This window comes from Hydrogenophaga taeniospiralis CCUG 15921 (assembly GCF_001592305.1).
In the GTDB taxonomy this organism is placed as follows: Bacteria; Pseudomonadota; Gammaproteobacteria; order Burkholderiales; family Burkholderiaceae_C; genus Hydrogenophaga; species Hydrogenophaga taeniospiralis.
Genome location: NZ_BCWR01000012.1, coordinates 15,797 through 30,659 on the forward strand (window position 1 = coordinate 15,797; position 14,863 = coordinate 30,659).

10 protein-coding genes are annotated in these 14,863 nt (G+C 64.7%); 7 read left to right on the plus strand and 3 right to left on the minus strand.

Annotation, left to right across the window (positions count from 1 at the left end):
• Nucleotides 1-43 precede the first annotated feature (43 nt).
• The 7 genes from metG to HTA01S_RS15675 all read left to right on the plus strand — a co-directional run bounded on the left by metG (nt 44) and on the right by HTA01S_RS15675 (nt 9,839).
• Nucleotides 44-2,098: a methionine--tRNA ligase gene (gene metG, locus HTA01S_RS15645; RefSeq protein WP_068173552.1), complete on the plus strand. Its 2,055-nt coding sequence runs from the start codon at nt 44-46 to the stop codon at nt 2,096-2,098.
• Nucleotides 2,099-2,528: 430 nt separating this feature from the next.
• Nucleotides 2,529-4,535, plus strand: a complete 2,007-nt coding sequence (locus HTA01S_RS15650; RefSeq protein ID WP_068173554.1) for a proton-conducting transporter transmembrane domain-containing protein — start codon at nt 2,529-2,531, stop codon at nt 4,533-4,535.
• Nucleotides 4,532-5,461 (plus strand): respiratory chain complex I subunit 1 family protein, encoded by a 930-nt coding sequence (locus HTA01S_RS15655; RefSeq protein ID WP_068173556.1) that lies wholly within the window; start codon nt 4,532-4,534, stop codon nt 5,459-5,461. The genes HTA01S_RS15650 and HTA01S_RS15655 overlap by 4 nt, the downstream gene beginning before the upstream one ends.
• Entirely contained in the window at nt 5,458-6,066 is a 609-nt protein-coding gene (locus HTA01S_RS15660; RefSeq protein ID WP_068173558.1) for a hypothetical protein, read from the plus strand. Before HTA01S_RS15655 ends, HTA01S_RS15660 begins: the two co-directional genes overlap by 4 nt.
• 62 nt (nt 6,067-6,128) lie before the next feature.
• Nucleotides 6,129-7,565 carry a complex I subunit 5 family protein gene (locus tag HTA01S_RS15665; protein WP_068173560.1) on the plus strand — a complete coding sequence of 479 codons (1,437 nt, stop codon included), beginning with the start codon at nt 6,129-6,131 and terminating at the stop codon, nt 7,563-7,565.
• 4 nt (nt 7,566-7,569) lie between these two features.
• Nucleotides 7,570-9,081 carry a hydrogenase large subunit gene (locus HTA01S_RS15670; protein WP_169804786.1) on the plus strand — a complete coding sequence of 504 codons (1,512 nt, stop codon included), beginning with the start codon at nt 7,570-7,572 and terminating at the stop codon, nt 9,079-9,081.
• Nucleotides 9,082-9,089: 8 nt separating this feature from the next.
• A complete protein-coding gene (locus tag HTA01S_RS15675) occupies nt 9,090-9,839 on the plus strand; it encodes an NADH-quinone oxidoreductase subunit B family protein (protein ID WP_068173794.1) in 750 nt (249 codons plus the stop codon).
• A 267-nt stretch (nt 9,840-10,106) separates the two neighbouring features.
• Here the strand turns inward: HTA01S_RS15675 and HTA01S_RS15680 are convergent, their stop codons facing one another.
• From HTA01S_RS15680 to HTA01S_RS15690, 3 genes are read right to left on the minus strand one after another with little or no spacing between them, the layout of a single operon-like run.
• Complete coding sequence (locus HTA01S_RS15680; RefSeq protein WP_068173563.1) at nt 10,107-11,456, minus strand: hypothetical protein; 1,350 nt, start codon at nt 11,454-11,456, stop codon at nt 10,107-10,109.
• A 16-nt stretch (nt 11,457-11,472) separates the two neighbouring features.
• Nucleotides 11,473-13,554 carry an ATP-binding protein gene (locus HTA01S_RS15685; protein ID WP_068173565.1) on the minus strand — a complete coding sequence of 694 codons (2,082 nt, stop codon included), beginning with the start codon at nt 13,552-13,554 and terminating at the stop codon, nt 11,473-11,475.
• A gap of 26 nt (nt 13,555-13,580) precedes the next feature.
• On the minus strand, nt 13,581-14,543 hold the full coding sequence (locus tag HTA01S_RS15690) for a DNA adenine methylase (RefSeq protein ID WP_068173567.1): 963 nt from the start codon (nt 14,541-14,543) through the stop codon (nt 13,581-13,583).
• Nucleotides 14,544-14,863 lie beyond the last annotated feature (320 nt).

Below are 14,863 nucleotides of genomic sequence, written 5' to 3' on the forward strand. Positions count from 1 at the left end.
GCGCGGCCTAAAATCACGGGTTCCCCGACAGAAAGTACCTCCCATGAGCCAGCGACGCCTGTTCGTCACCACCGCCCTGCCCTACGCCAACGGCCATTTCCACATCGGCCACATCATGGAATACATCCAGGCGGACATCTGGGTGCGGTACCAGCGCATGCAGGGCCACGAGGTGCATTTCGTCTGCGCCGACGACGCGCACGGCGCGCCCATCATGATCGCGGCCGACAAGGCGGGCAAGACGCCGCAGCAGTTCGTGGCCGACATCGCCGCCGGCCGCAAGCCCTACCTGGACGGTTTCCACATCGGTTTCGACAACTGGCACAGCACCGACGCGCCAGAAAACCACGAACTGGCGCAGGACATCTACCGTGCGCTCAAGGCCAACGACCTGATCGACACCCGCACCATCGAACAGTTCTTCGACCCCGAGAAGAACATGTTCCTGCCCGACCGCTTCATCAAGGGCGAGTGCCCGAAATGCGGCACCAAAGACCAGTACGGCGACAACTGTGAAAACTGTGGTGCCGTCTACGCGCCCACCGAGCTGAAGGACCCGTATTCCGCGCTGTCGGGCGCCACACCGGTGCTGAAGCACTCGGAACACTTCTTCTTCAAGCTGTCCGACCCGCGCTGCCTGGCCTTCCTGGACCAGTGGACGCAGAGCGGCGCGGTGCAGCCCGAGGTGCTGAACAAGATCGCCGAGTGGATCGAACCCGGTGAAGACGGCAAGCCCAAGATGGGCGACTGGGACATCAGCCGTGACGCGCCCTACTTCGGCATTCAGATCCCGGACGCGCCGGGCAAGTACTTCTATGTGTGGCTGGACGCGCCCATCGGCTACCTGGCCTCGCTCAAGAACTACTTCGGCAAGACCGGGCGCGACTACGACGCCTTCATGGCCGACCCGACCACGGAGCAGTACCACTTCATCGGCAAGGACATCATCACCTTCCACACCCTGTTCTGGCCCGCGATGCTGAAGTTCAGCGGTCGCAAGGTGCCCAACGCGGTGTTCGTGCACGGTTTCCTCACCATCAACAACGGCGAGAAGATGAGCAAGAGCCGGGGCACCGGACTGAACCCGCTCAAATACCTGGAACTCGGCATGAACCCCGAGTGGCTGCGTTATTACCTGGCGGCCAAGCTCAGCGGCAAGAACGAGGACGTGGACTTCAACCCCGAAGACTTCATGGCCCGGGTCAACAGCGACCTGATCGGCAAATACATCAACATCGCCTCGCGGGCGGCCGGCTTCATCACCAAACGCTTCGGCGGCCAGCTCGGCGCGATCTCGGCCGACGGCGACAACCTGCTCGACCACCTGCAAACCGCGGCCCCCTCCATCACCGAGCTCTACGCCGAGCGCGAATACGGCAAGGCGCTGCGAGAGATCATGCTGCTGGCCGACCGGGTGAACGCCTACGTGGACCAGAACAAGCCCTGGGAACTGGCGAAAAAGGAAGGCATGGATGGCCGCCTGCACGACGTGTGCACCACCTGCATCGAAGCCTTCCGCCTGCTCACGCTCTACCTCAAGCCGGTGCTGCCGGCGCTGGCCGTCAACGTGGAGGCCTTCCTGAACACCACGCCCATGGGCTTCGCCGACGCACGGCGCCTGCTGGGCGCGGGCCACGCCATCGGCATCTACCAGCACCTGATGCAGCGCGTGGACGTGAAGCAGCTCGACGCCCTGTTCGAGCCGCCGCCCGCACCCGCGGTGGAACGAGTGGTGCCCGGCGGCGAGCCCATCGCCGACACCATTTCCATCGACGACTTCACCAAGATCGACCTGCGCATCGCGCAGATCGTGAACTGCGAAGCGGTGGAAGGCTCGACCAAGCTGCTGCGCCTCACGCTCGACGTGGGCGAAGGCAAGACCCGCAACGTCTTCAGCGGCATCGCCAGCGCCTACCAGCCCGAAGACCTGGTGGGCAAGCTCACCGTGATGGTGGCCAATCTGGCGCCGCGCAAGATGAAGTTCGGCGTGAGCGAAGGCATGGTGCTGGCCGCCAGCCACGCCGACGAAAACGCCGAGCCCGGCATCCACATCCTCAACCCCTGGCCGGGCGCCACGCCGGGCATGCGGGTGCGCTGACCCCCCGCGCCAGCACACGCCCAACCCACCCAACCCACCCACCCAGCTCGCCCATGCACAGGCCGCACAGCATCACGCTCACCCACGGCGCGCCTTCGCGCCGCAAGCGGTTCGGCATGCGCCTGCACCACTGCGGCCCACCCACGGCTCGCTGACGGGCGCGGTCGCCCCCTCCCACGGCCCGCGGCCCGCGGCCCGAACACCCGTCCCCCACCTTCCACAGCGCCGCACTTGAAGCGGCGCGACCCCACCGGGTTGCTGCGCGCAGCGAACACGGGGGCATGCCCTTCTGCCCGGCAGCCGCTGGCAGACCCAGGCCCGATGCCCCACCGCTGGCCGCACCCAACCCCTGGTACGCTGCCCGGGCATGCGGCGTGCTTGAACCGTTCGGCCCCCTCTCCTCTCCTGTTCAACGACCAAAGGTCCCGTCATGAACCACCTGATCGCAGCGGTACTGACACTGATGCTGGGGGGTGTGCTGTGCCTGCTGCCCGCGAGCAATCGGCTGCGCGTGGGCCTGGGCCTGGGTTCGCAGCTGGTCGCCACCGTGCTGGTACTGATGACGGTGGTGCCCATTCTGCTGGGCGGCCCCCCCATCACCACGGAGATGCCCTGGAGCTACCCGCTGGGTTCCCTGCACTTCCGACTCGACGCGCTGGGCGCCTTCTTTCTCAGCTGGTCCCTGCCCATGACGCTGCTGGGCAGCGTCTACGCCGTTGGCTACCTGCGCCAGTACTTCGACAGCCCGCGCCACATGGGGGTGCACTTCGGCCTGCTGAACATGATCTCGCTCTCGTTCATCCTGGTCTACACGGGCGAACACGCGGTCACGTTCCTGATGGGCTGGGAGATCGCGGCACTGTCGGCCTGGTTGCTGGTGATCTGGGACTACGGCAACCAGAAGGTGCGCTTCGCCGGTTTCAACTACCTGGTCTCCACCCACATCGGCCTGATCTTCCTGGTGGCCGCGGTGATGATCCTCTACACCCACACCCACTCCTGGTTTCTCGACGACTTCGGCCGCTGGATGAGCGGGAACCCCGGCACCGTGCGCAACCTGGTGTTCGTCCTGCTCGTCATCAGCTTCGGCCTGAAGTCGGCATTTTTCCCGTTTCACTCCTGGCTGCCGCGCGCGCACGCCGCGGCGCCGGCCCATGTGTCCGCACTGATGTCCGGCGTGATCCACAAGGCCGGCCTGTACGCGCTGGTGCATTTTCTGATGATCTCGGGCAAGCCCGATGAATGGATGGGCTGGTTCCTGATCGCCTTCTCCATCACCTCGGCCGTCATCGGCGGCCTGTACACCGTGGGGCAACGGGACCTCAAGCGCCTGCTGGGCTATTCGTCCACCGAGAACGTGGGCATCGCCGGCATCGGCTTCGGCCTGGGCTGCCTCGGGCTGAGCTGGGAGCAGCCGATGCTGGTGGCGCTCGGTTTTGGCGGCGGCCTGCTGCATGTGCTCAACCACGCGTTCTTCAAGTGCCAGCTGTTCTACGCCGCGGGCTGCGTGTACCAGATCAAGCATGTGGTGGACATCGAGCGGCTCGGTGGCCTGTTTCGCCTGATGCCGATCACCGCGCTGTGTTTCCTGGTGGGCGGCATCGCCATCTCGGCCTTGCCGCCATTCAACGGATTCGTCAGCGAGTTCGCCATCTACTCGGGCCTGTTCACCCAGACCGATGTGTCGCTGTGGGCCAAGCTGGCCCTGGCGCTGGTGGCCGCCGCGCTGGCCTTTGTGGGCGCGGTCTCCGCGCTGAGCATCACGCGGGCGTTCGGCGTCATCTTCCTGGGCCAGGCGCGCGATCACAGCCTGCCCCCCGCGCACGAGCCCAGCGCCTGGATGCTCGCGCCCATGGGCGTGCACGCGGCCGGCACGGTGTTGCTGGGGCTGGTGCCGGCCTGGGGTTTTGCCATGGTGGCCGCGCCCACGGCCCTGTTCCTGAATGCCCTTCCCACACCCGAGGCCGCGCAGGCGCTGCGGGACGTGGCGCACACGCTCGACCGGGTGGGCCTGGTCTCCGTGGCCCTGCTCGGCGCGATCCTGTTGGTGCTGGCCCTGCGCTGGCTGCTGCTGCGCCCCGGCCCGCGCCTGGGCAGCACCTGGGGCTGCGGCTATGGGGCGCCCAACACCCGCATGCAATACACCGGCAACGGCTTTTCGACCGACTTCGCCCAGCCGTTCCACAGCGTCATGCTGCTGCTCAAGCGGGAGAAGCCCCCCACCACCTACTTCCCCACCGACAGCTACGTCATCACCAATTGCGTGGACGCGGTGGAGCACCGCCTTTACAACGTGATCGGGCACGGCGACGAGTCGGCGTCGGAGATCTCCCGCCTGATGCACGAAGACGACCCGCGGCTGGCGTTCGCGGCCGCGCTGGTGGCGCTGCTGGTGATCGCTTCGCTGGTGGTGCTGGCCGAAGGAGGCTTGCCATGAACCCCACCACCCTGACGCTGGTACACGCCGTGCTCGCGCTGACGCTGCCGATCGCGCTGGTGGGCGTGGTCAACCGCACCAAGTCGTGGTGGGCGGGCCGCAAGGGGCCGCGCCTGCTGCAGTCGGCCCACGACCTCCGGCGCCTGCTGGGCAAACGCCCGGTGGTCAGTACCGTGGCCAGCCCGCTGTTCCGGGTCGGTCCCTATGTGGTGCTGGTGTGCAGCCTGCTGGCCATGAGCATGGCGCCCTTGCTCGGCGCGTTCGCGCCGCTGCAGTTTTCTCACGATTTCGTGGCGCTGGCCTACACGCTGGGGCTGGCGCGCATCGCCCTCATGGTGTCGGCCATGGACGTGGGCAGCTCCTTCGAAGGCATGGGCGCGGCGCGCGAGGCCTCGTTCTCGACGCTGGCCGAGCCCGCGCTGTTCCTGCTGATCGGCAGCGTCGGCGCGGCCACCGGCATGAGCAGCTTCGCCGACCTGATGGGCCACCTGCACACCACCCCGCACTACCTGTGGATGGTCCTGCCCCTGGTGGTGGCGCTGATGATCCTGCTGCAGCTGGAGGCGGCCCGGGTGCCGGTGGACGACCCGCTGACCCATCTTGAGCTGACCATGATCCACGAAGTGATGGTGCTGGACCACAGCGGCCCCGACCTGGCCGCCATGCAGTACGCCGCGGCGCTCAAGATGACGCTGTACGCCGGCCTGATCGCCGCCCTGCTCAACCCCTTCAACCCGTTGACGCAGCCCTGGCTGGCGACCGGGGTGGCCGTGCTGCTGATGCTGGCGGTGGCGGTGGTGGTGGGGTGTTTTGAATCGCTGATGGCCCGCCTGCCCATGCGCGCGGTGCCGCGCTACGCCCTGCTGGCCTCGGGCGCGGCGCTGCTGAGCATGCTGGCCGTGGGCCTGGGAGGGCTTCTGCCATGAATCTGCCGCTGATGCTGTGTCTGGTGGCGACCGTGATTCCGGTCTTCTTTGGCAAAGTCGGCGCGGCCCCCCTGTGGCTGAGCCTGCAGGCCCTGGCACTGGGCTGGATCACGCTGACCCAGCACCACGAGCTCTCGGCCCACACGCTGGCCGCGGGCCTGGAGATCCTGCTGGTGCGCGCCTGGCTGGTGCCGACCCTGCTGCGCCGCGCCTTGACGGACCCGCGCGCCGCACAAAGCGACGTCATGCCGTCCAACCTGTTCACCTGGGGCGTGGCCATCACCCTGGTCATATTGGCGTTCAAGTTCGGCGACGGTGCGCATGCCGATCTGCGCGCCATGACGCTGGGCACCGTGGCCGCCACCGCCATGATGGCCTTTCTGGTGCTGGGCACCAACCGCGAACCGGCCGCGCAACTGGTGGCCCTGCTGTTCATGGAAAACGCCATGGCGCTGTTCGAGTCGCTGATGGCCGAACCCTGGCCCCTGACGGTGCACCTGGCCGTCAGCGGCCTGTATGTGCTCACGGTGGCGGTGGGCAGCTGGCTCGTGCGCGGCCAGGCCAGCCCCACGGCGCTGCCCGTGACGGACAAGGAGATTGCATGAGCGCCGCGCCGGGCCGTTCCCAAGCAAGCTCGCACCGCAGCCCGCAGGGCGAAGGAACTCCAATGACTGCCGCTCCGCTGACCGAAAACCCCGACCGCGCCGCCCCCGGCGAACGGGCCCGCACCCGCTGGGTGGCCCCGACCCTGGTGCTGGTGGCCGCGCTCATGTGGTTTGCCAGCGTGGGCGTGTTCATCGCCGTTCCGCTGACCGAGCTGCCGCTGCACCTGGCCGAGCGCCATCTCGTGCTGGACGCGACCTCGATGCTGTTCGTGCTGGTGGTCAACACCGTGTTCCTGGGCATCAGCGTCTACCTGTACTCGCGCGAGCGCACCACGCCGGCCCTGCAACGCGACATCCGATCCCGCGCAGGGCTGATGCTGCTGTTCATGTTGGTGGTCAACCTGGGGGTGCTGTCCAACCACCTTGTGCTGATGTGGGTCCTGATCGAGGTCAGCACCCTGTGCGCGGCCCCGCTGGTGGCCCGGGGCGACGCGCCCTCGCCCAAAGGCGTGGCGTGGCGCTACTTGCTGTACTCGGCCATGACGCTGGCCATCACCTTCATCGGCTTCATGTGCCTGGCGCAGTCGGCACATCTGCGCGGCGTGGAGATCAGCTTTGCCGTCGACCAGCTCGCCCTGGCGCTCACGCACCAGCCCGACGGCTGGCAGCGCCTGGGTCTGGCCCTGATGCTGTTCGGGCTGGGTGGCAAGCTCGGGCTGGCGCCTTTGTACAGCTGGCTGCCGGAGACCTACGAGGGCGCCCCCACCAGCACCAGCGCCCTGCTCGCGGCGGTGCAGTTCAACGTGAGCGTGGTGGCCGTGTTCCGGATCCTGCAGATCTTTCAGGGCTTCGAGTCCGGCTTCGTCTCGCAGGAGCTGCTGGTGATGGGCTATCTGTCGCTGGTCGTGGCGGCCGTCCAGGTCATGGCCGCGCGCAACTACAAGCGCCTGATCGCCTACGCCTGCGTGAGTTCCTCGGGCGTGATCGCGCTCGGGCTGTCGGTGGGCAAAGCGGCCGCCTACGGCGTGGTGCTGTACGTGGTCAGCAACGCGTTCGTGAAATGCCTGCTGTTCCTGACCGCCGGGCGCCTGCGCTCGGTGTACGGCACGAACGACGTGGCGCCCCTGAGCGGCGTGATCCGCGTCATGCCGTTCTCGGGCGCGCTGTTCGGCGTGGGCATTTTCGTGCTGCTGGGCTTCCCGCCTTTCGCCAGCTTCCTGGCCGAAATGCTGATCCTCTCGGGCATCGTGCAGGCCGGCAACCTGATGGCTTTTTCCCTGATGTGCGTGATGCTGACCATCATCTTCGTGGCCACCGGCCGCGCCGTGTTTCCCATGCTGTGGGGCGCCTCCCACGGCGAGCGGCCGAGCGTTCAGGAGTCGTGGATCACCGCCCTGCCCAAGATCGGCTTCGTGACCGTGCTGATCATGCTGGGCACCTACACCCCCGACGTGTTCACGCAGCTGCTGCAGGCGGTGGCTCAATCCATTGAAGGCTGAGAACGTGTCCCTCCCCATTCCCAAACCCTCGCCCTGCGCGCTGTTTTCCGGCCGGGCCCTGCAGCCCCTGCCGCTGAACGAGTTCGCCGACCGGTGCCTGCAGCGCCTGCAACAAGGCGAGCGCCTGCTGAGCCTGTTCGGCCGTGCGGCGACCCCGGCCGATGCGGGCGACTGGGTGCTCACCGCCGTGTTCCTGCCCCCCGAAGGCGCGCTGGGCGTGCTGCGCGGCCAGGCCCGCCGGGGCGAGCACTACCCCAGCCTGAGCGCCAGCCACCCGGCCGCGCAGATCCACGAGCGCGAGCTGTGGGAACAGACCGGCGTGGTGCCCGAGGGCCACCCCTGGCTCAAGCCGGTGCGCTTCGAAGGCGAGCGCCAGCAGCACATGGCCGACTACCCCTTCTTCACGGTGCGCGGCAACGAGGTCCATGAAGTGGGCGTTGGCCCGATCCACGCCAGCGTGATCGAACCCGGGCACTTTCGCTTCATGTGCCACGGCGAACGTGTGATCCACCTCGAAATCCAGCTCGGCTACCAGCACCGCGGCGCCCAGGCGCTGCTGCTGCGCCGCCCGGCCTGGGGCCTCACGCCCCTCGTCGAGTCGATCGCCGGCGACTCCGCGGTGGCCTACGCCTGGGCCTACTGCCAGGCCATGGAAGCCCTGTCGGGCCGGCCAGTGAGTGCCGACACCGCGCTGTCGCGCGCGGTCGGGCTCGAAATGGAACGCATCGCCATGCACGTGGCCACGCTCAACGGCCTGGCCACCGACATCGCCTACCTGCAGGCCGCGGCCACTTATGGCCGCCTGCGCACCGCCGTCATCAACGCCAGCCAGCGCGTCTGCGGCAACCGCTTCGGGCGCGGCTGGCTGCGCCCCGGCTGGGCCCGCGCGCTGTCAGCCGAACTGCGCGACGACCTGCGCAAGACCCTGCAAGGCTTCGCCCGCGACATCCACGAAGTCAATGGGCTGATGCGCAGCGCACGCAGCGTCAAGGCCCGGTTTGTCGGGACCGGCGTGCTCAGCCCGCAGGCGGCGCTGGACATGGGCCTCACCGGCGTGGTGGCGCGCGCCAGCGGCGTGGCGCTGGACCTGCGCGAACGGCTGCCGGGCGTTTACGAACACGCCCCCATCACAACCGTGACCGCCCCCACGGGCGACTGCTGGGCGCGCATGGACCTGCGCATGCAGGAAATCGACGCGTCGGTGGCCTGGCTGCTGGAGGCACTGGCCCGCGCTCCCGGCGAGCCAGCCACAGCGCTCGCGCCCGCAGCGCCCGAAGGGGCGAGCGCCGCGCTGGCCGCCCAGACCCTGTGCGTGAGCCTGGTCGAAGGCACCCGCGGCCCGGTTCTGCAAGCGATTGAAACCACGGACACGGGCGGCCTGCTGCACTACCACGTGCAAGACCCGTCGCCGGCCAACTGGTTTGGCCTGGCGCTGGCCGTGCGCGACAACGGCATCTCGGACTTCCCCATCTGCAACAAGAGCTTTGACCTCTCGTACTGCGGCAACGATCTGTGAGCCCCACCATGCTGAAAACCATCGCCGTGCGCCGCTCCCAGGGCACGCAGTACATCGCCGACCTGCGCCGCGCCGTGCCGGCCGGATTCCGGGGCAAGCCCCTCATTGCCGACACCGCCTGCGCCGACAGCTGCCAGGCCTGCCAGAGCGTCTGCCCCAGCCGCGCCATCGAGCTCGTGCCCATGCGCATCGACCTGGGCCGCTGCGTGCTGTGCGGCGACTGCGAACCGGTCTGCCCCAGCGGCAAGCTGGGTTTCAACAACGACGTGAAGCTCGCCAGCACCCGGCGCGAGGGGCTGGTGGTCACGGCGGCGCGCGCCCACATCGACCCGGTGCAGGTGTCGGCCGCGCTGCACCAGCGCTTCGGCCGCTCGCTCAAGTTGCGCTCGGTGTCCGCCGGCGGCTGCAATGGCTGCGAGATGGAACTCAATGCCACCGGCAACGTGAACTTTGACCTGGGCCGTTACGGCATCGACATCGTGGCCTCACCGCGCCACGCCGACGGCCTCGTGCTCACGGGCCCCATCACCCGCAACATGGCGCAGGCGCTGGAGATCTGCTGGGACGCGATCCCCGAGCCGAAACTGGTGATCGCCATGGGCGCCTGCGCGATCTCGGGCGGCGTCTTCGCCGACAGCGATGCGCTGGACCGCAGCTTCCTGGAAAAAGTGACCCCCTCGCTCTACCTGCCAGGCTGCCCAACGCATCCCCTGACCTTCATCTCCGGCATCATGGATTTGCTGGGGATTGCGGGATAGTGTTTATTCGGGTTGAGGGGCTTCAGGCGACGGTGCCAAGTTCGGTTTAGGCGCATTGCGATCGGTCACGCGGTGCATGCGCGAGTCAAGTAGGCAGCGAGAGGAGATTGTTGCTTGCAACGAACTGCCTCACTGTTGAGACCAATGAGCAGCGCACAGAATGAGCAGCACATTGCCGATCAGGAGGCGGCTACCCTAGGATCAGCCCAACTCGGATCGCTCTTGCGGGTTCTTGCCATCCGAACGGTGTAGACCGAATTTCGACTACTAGCTCAGGTGCTTTTTCGTCAATACATCCAACAGCGTGCCACCCGGCGAAAGGCTGATCGAAGCATGACGATGGGCTAGTGCGACTGGTACCACTGAGTTCTCATATAGGTCGAACTCTAAGTGCCGAATTAGCGCGAACGCCCGCGCGAGCCAGCGGTCATAGTTCTTGGGATCAGCCTTCTGGCCCGAAAACTCCTTGCGGTTCCGCTTGTTGGCGAACGGATAGGCGAGGCAGACGTCGAAGATCCTGCCGCTGTCGGTCTTGTAGATGAAGTCTTGCCCGTAGTAGGTTTCGTGGCCGAAGTTGTCGGTAAGCGGAGCAATACCGTTTATGAACTCTGCTCGGTACTGATCCGAGATCGCGCAGAACGTGCCATTCTTCAAGTGCGGCGACAGCGCGCGGGCGTGCTCCATAACCATGCCGTCCTTTTGCATGCCCATGATCAACGGGGGCGGTAGACCTGCCGACTCGCACCGTTCGAACAGGCCGTAGTAAAAGGCTTGAATTGACGCGTGATACCTCGCGGGCTGACCAAAGAGAGCCAGCGGACCGTCCACCATGATGGCAGTCCCAGAAACAGTGGACAGGTTGTTGTCCGCCATGGCCTTCAGGAGCGTCGCCAATTGGAGGTGCTCCACCGCGTTCATGAAGCGCGTGATCGCCGAGGAGTTGTCGCCTTGGTCGGAGATCTGCTCGTGGATGCGTAGCGAGTCTGTGACGTAGACCGTTGCGCCACAGCCGGAACAGGCGCTCTCATCTTTACCCCTCTTGAACAGGTGAGGCCCCCCCTGGCCGCACGACGGACACTTCTCAATGGCAATTTGTCCGCCTTCCAGGTGATAGAGCATGTCTTTCACGGAGAAGCCGCCTCGGGGGATTTGCGTGCGCTCGTCCGATAGTTGCTCGTAGACCGCCCGCCGAAATCCATCTTGAACACGTAGCCCTTTGTAGCGAACGTTCGATCCCGGGAGGGTGAACGCAACGGCACGAGCCTTGTTGTGCAGGCTCGCCGCCGCATACGGGTCAACAAACGGGCTACCCGGAGTCACAAGCCCGTTGTAGTCACCCATGTCGAACGCCATGAAACTGGTCTTAACGTAGCCGACCTGCGTCGAGGGGAACTTCTTGTCGATAGGTTCAGAGTAGGCGCTCCCGTCCGAAGCTACGACCAGTTGCGGCAGCACATCGCATTTCGGCGCCGGCTTGTAATGCGCCGCAATGGATACTGCGGCTTGGTCCCCGGGCTGCGTTAGGTATGCACACTCGGAGAGGAACTTCTTGACATCGTCGTTTTTAACGATGTCGATGTGGCCCCTTTTACTGGCCTGCTGTCCTTCGTAGGGCATGCGCGCTCCTCGATACTCAACTTGCCTTGACGGCGTTGGCCGCGTCGATCTCCGCGAGCTGCTTCTTCAACTCGGCTGGAGTAAACCGGTCTATCTGAACCGGTACCACGAAAGGAGACGACAAGGTCTTGATACGTGCGAAACCAACGTCCTGCGCCGATTTCAGCGAGGCGGAAAAGTCCCCAAAATCGTAGAACTTGGCCAGAGCCTTCAACTCATCGTCGTTGTTAAGGTGCGTGACGAACCAGTTCTCGGTGTTAGCGAGGATGTTCGGATGGATCGATGACGGCTCCTGCGTGGCGTAGACGAAGGCGATCTTGGCCTTGGCGCCTTCCTTGGCGATCCGCGGCCAGGTCGTTGTGAGCTCCTCCTTCTTGCCGATAAGGTTGTGCGCCTCCTCGACGTAGATCACGATGTTCTGCGGCGTCCTGCCCGAGTTGTATTCGCGGAAGGATGTGTCGAAAATCTGCTGCGCAATGCGTTTGGAGAGGACGGAGCGCACTTCGACCGGCCCCGCCGACAAGTCCAGGATCACGATCTTGCCAGCCCACAGGTGGCCGACGACTTCCTTGACGACGTCGCCTTGACGCTTGGGCGAGTGATATTCCTTGGTTCCGATCAGGGCCCGAAAGCCACGGATCGAGGTGCCGGTGGCATTGGCCCTTGCGAGCACATTAAGGTAGGACTCCATCATGGGATCAACCCAAGCGTTGCCCGACGAGTTCGTGAAGCCCTTCTGCGGCTTGTTGTCCGCCTTCTGCTGTTCGCGCAGCTCATAGTTGAGGCTGCGGACGGTGGTGAAGAAATCCACCGCCTGCTGCGGGGAAAGGCTGCACGATCCCTTGCCGACCGGAGTGGGCGTCGGGCCATCCGCGTTCTTCACCGCCTCTAAGACGTCCTTGTTCGCGGGGAACTTCACGACCAAGCCAGTTGGCGCGGGGAAGCCGGCAGCGAAGAGAATTGCTTGGAAGACCGCAACGCGCTGCTGCCAACGCTTGTGGTTCGACATGTCGGTTGCCTCGGGCTCCTCAAGGCCCGAGTCGAGGAACTGTTGCAAGTCGGTTTGGTTGCGGAACGGATCATTGACCAGCAGCTTCGAGATCAAGTTGAGCGCTTCTGCTGGCTGCTCGTAGAAGTTCGTCCGAAGGTCGAGGAAGCCGTCCGTCTCGATGGCCCGATAGCGGATGCAGTCGTCGCCGAAGACGGCAGCAATGGAGCTTCCGTCGTCTTGGTGGTTCGCGTTCGAATACTCGCCGTTGATGTCGAAGATGATCTGGCCGATCTTGATGCCGTCGCGGCGGCCGGCCGTGGCCACGGAGGCCACGGTGGTCTTGACGGTGTTCGACTTGCCTGTGCGGGTCATGCCCAAGACCGCCGTGCGCCGAGCCAGGAAGTCGGAGGGCTGGATCAGGACAGGCACCTTGGGCTCGTCCTTGCCGCGATGCAGGCGGGAGGTCGACGTGTAGCGCACCGTGCCGATGGGGATCGAGCTCGGGGCCGACTTGAACCCTGCAGCCAGCGCATCGGCCAACATCGTCCTGCGGCGGTCGGCGTTGATGTGATTAACGATCTTCTCAAGCGCTTCTGCTCGCGGTTTGTATACCCGCAGGCGTGTTGAAGCGAAGTAGTTCTCCACATCGCTGCCCAGCCTGATCTCGCCGTCGTCGTCGAGGAAGAACGTTCCCAATATTCGGCATTCGAGGCCCGCATACTGGAGTTCGCTCTGCGTCATGGGGTCGAATCCGTCGGCTTCGCTGCTCGGATAGCGCTCATGGGCCTCACGACGCTGGTTGTGCTCGATGCGTGTCTGCACCATCTCGCTGTCTGAGGGCAATCGTGCCGGCCCGAGCACTCTCAGCAAAACCAGCTCATTGTCGAAGGCTGTTGCAGTCGCAGGGCTCTGCGGATTGATCGCGGTGGCCACCAGAAAACTGTTGTGCGGGATGCCAGCGACCCGTGCCTTCCAGTTGTCGTTCGTCAATACAGTTGCCCGCTGGAAGTCGATGCCGAACACGTATCCAACGTGGTTGGTGTCGAAGTCGCCCAGCAGCAGCATGAGCTTGTTGGGAAGAACCACGTTGTCAAAGACACTGGACATGCTCACTCCTCTGAGTCGTTTTGAATTTACTGTGCGTAATAAGCCGCTGCCGCGGCGGAGATCGGGAAGCGCAGAGCGTCGGCGTTGCCAGCTCGGGATTTGCGGGGTTTTTTGACACTTAGCCCGACATGGCCCTTGGCCGACTTGGCCGCCGCCGGCAACCGCTTCATGTTCGTGAACACCAGCTCGCGCCCCACAAAGGCGCACCCACCCAGCGGATGGGTCGAATAAGTGTTGTCGATAACGCGGGCCTTGCTCGTCACGTCTCCGTAGAGGTCGCGCACTTCTTGGGCATCGTCATACGACAGCAGCCATGGTCGGTTCATCGTTCGCAGGAAGTCCCTCAAGGCCTCGTGCTCGCCCTCGTCAAACACATGCCCGTAGAGCTGCTCTGCCTTGTGATAATAGGGAGGATCAAGGTATAGGACCGCGCGTTCGCTTTCGGCGAAACGCTCGCAGAACGTGCGCCAACCTTCGTTCGCTACAGTGACTTTGGAACGCAGTTCCGAGAGCGCAAGGATGCGATTAGCGATTCGCTGGCGGTTAAAGCGCACGTCGATCTTGATGTTCTTCTGCCCCCAGCCGCCGAGTGGGCCCGACTGATGGATGATTCCATTGAATGATGTGCGGTTGAGATATAGGCATTTCAACGCAGCCTCGCGCTGGCTGGCTGGTTCGAGGGCCTTCTGTCGCTTCCACTCTTCCACAGACAGAGGTACCTCGGCAACTCGGGCAGCCAACCACTCCGCGCCTGCCTTCGAAAAAACAGTTGTCCAAAACTGTGCGATCAGCGGGTCGACATCATTAATCGCGATCTCATCGACAACGCCATCTTCGAGCAGAGCGATCGAAACGCTCGCCCCGCCGCAAAAAGGCTCGACAAACAGTCGAGGACGGGAGACGTTGAGTGAGATCGCCCTAGCGATGAAGCCACTGAAACGGGCCTTGCTCCCGGGATACCTGAGGACGCTTCTTGTACTGGTGCCCATGCGAATGACTCATTTTTTGATCTAGCGACGAGGTGTCCATGCCCATCTTAGGATGATATTCGTTGGGGGCAGCGAAGTAGACACCAAACATGCCGAAACAACGACCGCTTGGCTTTGCATCAATGTATCGGATGAATTCAGCCTCCAGAAGACTTCCCTCAGTTGATCAGGGCAATGGATTGCTGCAAATGACCAAAGACCTGGAATGACTGCAAACAGCCCGCAAGACTCATCCGCAGCGTCAAATCCAACGACTGCTACCGCCCCAAATTCCTCGCAGGAACAACCCACTGAATATCTGTTGCTTTGTTCGAATCCAG